This is a genomic window from Flavobacterium columnare NBRC 100251 = ATCC 23463 (assembly GCF_002530675.1).
Lineage (GTDB): Bacteria > Bacteroidota > Bacteroidia > Flavobacteriales > Flavobacteriaceae > Flavobacterium > Flavobacterium columnare.
Genome location: NZ_PCMX01000130.1, coordinates 1 through 1,961, shown reverse-complemented (window position 1 = coordinate 1,961; position 1,961 = coordinate 1). Strand labels below are relative to the sequence as shown.

Here is a 1,961-nt window from a genome sequence, read left to right as displayed (position 1 = left end):
ATAAAGTATTACCCTTTTGGTAGCTTGGTTCCAAACCGCCACGGATCAAGCACAGCCTATCGTTACGGCTATCAAGGTTCTGAAAAAGATGATGAAATTAAAGGAGAAGGAAATAGTTATACAACTCATTACAGACTATTAGATCCAAGAGTGGGACGATGGTTAACTAGAGATCCTAAATTTACTGCATTTGAAAGCCCGTATGCTAGTATGGGAAATAACCCTATTTTATTTAATGATAAGCCAGGAGATACAATTCGTATGGCAAAAATAGCTGATTTTCAAGGTAAAACGCCCAAATACCACCATTCAAAAGCTGGAAAATCATTTAATTTATTACAGAGTGGTCAAGATGCTAAAGATAAAAATGTTTGGACAATAACGCCATATTATGACAATAAGGATAATGTTGTTGGATATGCGGCCGGTAGATTAGGCAAAGGTTCAGACTATGCTATTGAATACTATTTAGATAAAGGAGATTTTGCTTCATTTTCTAAAAGTTTAGATAATTATCAACTCGCGTCCGATTTATTTCTAATGAATGGTCCTCCATCAGAATCGCAACTTTCATTTATGTCAGGGCTGAACAATGGCTCTGTTTCTGAAACACTTAATGGTCTTGGTAAGATGTGGAAAGAGGCTATTAAAGACCCACAATGGTGGGCTTACACATTATCAGCTTCTATGGGTTCAGTAGTTCAAGCAGGTCAGGCTAGACAAACGTTTTCTAAAAACATGAAATATGCCCCTAGAGTTAGACAAAGAGCAATTGAAGGCGGAGCTGCACATCGTTTTCCTTATAGTTTTGATAAAACTATAATAGAACAAGGAGAAATGATAAAAGTATCTGATACATACATAAAATTTAGAATGGAAGGAACAATGATTAATGAAGTTAATCAAGGTAGCTTATCAACACCTTTAAAAACTAAAAGTGGTTATTATGAAATTGGTTTTGAAAATGGTCAAGTAACACATAGAACATTCACAACTGCAACAGGTAATTAATTATGGAGTATATAATTTTAGACAGCTATTTTGAGGGATCTGGTGTTAGAAATATTGTTTCTGAGGAATATATAAATATTAACGATTTAAATATTGACAAATCCCTTAAGCAAGAAATAAAAGAATGGAAAAAAGAATATGATGAAGCTTTTTTGAAAAACAAATTAGATCAGGACTTGATTGATAAGTTAGATGAAAAAGCTTTAAAAATATGTTTTTTTATAAATAACAACTCTAAAATTTACAAAGTTGATTATTATTATTCTGAATATTTGAGCGAAAGAATTTATTGTAAGAAGCAATAACCCGATCGCTCGGATATGCCCCCGATCGCTCGGATATAACACAAAGTGAGTCTCAACGCAAAGGTTACCAGATGTCGCGGATATGACACAAAGTGATATGCGCAATCTTGGCTCAACGCAAACGTTAGCGCAGAATTGCATTCTGTGCCCGCAACAGAGAGTAAAAAACAAAACACGCTTTTGGGCGTGTTTTTTTGTGGGTTGTTATGAGGAGTAAGCTTGCTTGGTTTTATAATCACGAATAAGTGCGTCAATCACATTAAAAAGTTGTTCTTGTTCTTTAGTCGGCATTGTAGCAATTGTTTCTATGCGTTCTAAAATCTTTTTACCCCGATGGCGCAGATTTGTAATCATAAGTGTTCGAAACCCCGATCGCTCGGATATGCGCAAACGTTAGCGCAGAAAGGTTTTCTGTGCGCACAACAGAGAGTAAAAAACAAAACACGCTTTAGGGCGTGTTTTTTTGTGGGTTATGGTTATCGTAATTATAACCCGATCGCGCAGATATACGCAAACGTTAGCACCAGATGTCGCGGATATGACACAAAGTGATATGCGCAATCTTGGCTCAACGCAAACGTTAGCGCAGAATTGCATTCTGTGCCCGCAACAGTGATTAAAAAATAAAACACGCTTTAGGGCGTG

The 1,961-nt window shown here is 36.1% G+C and carries 3 protein-coding genes; 2 read left to right on the top strand and 1 reads right to left on the bottom strand.

The window, feature by feature from the left end:
• Both B0A78_RS13240 and B0A78_RS13235 read left to right on the top strand, forming a co-directional pair.
• The coding region (locus tag B0A78_RS13240) for an RHS repeat-associated core domain-containing protein (RefSeq protein ID WP_169859158.1) at positions 1 to 1,011 on the top strand (1,011 nt) is incomplete at its 5' end.
• A gap of 2 nt (positions 1,012 to 1,013) precedes the next feature.
• A complete protein-coding gene (locus tag B0A78_RS13235; protein ID WP_077225770.1) occupies positions 1,014 to 1,316 on the top strand; it encodes a hypothetical protein in 303 nt (100 codons plus the stop codon).
• 204 nt (positions 1,317 to 1,520) lie between these two features.
• Here B0A78_RS13235 and B0A78_RS14580 read toward each other — a convergent pair whose 3' ends face one another.
• Positions 1,521 to 1,670, bottom strand: coding sequence for a hypothetical protein (locus B0A78_RS14580; protein WP_155761337.1), 150 nt, complete (start codon positions 1,668 to 1,670; stop codon positions 1,521 to 1,523).
• Positions 1,671 to 1,961 lie beyond the last annotated feature (291 nt).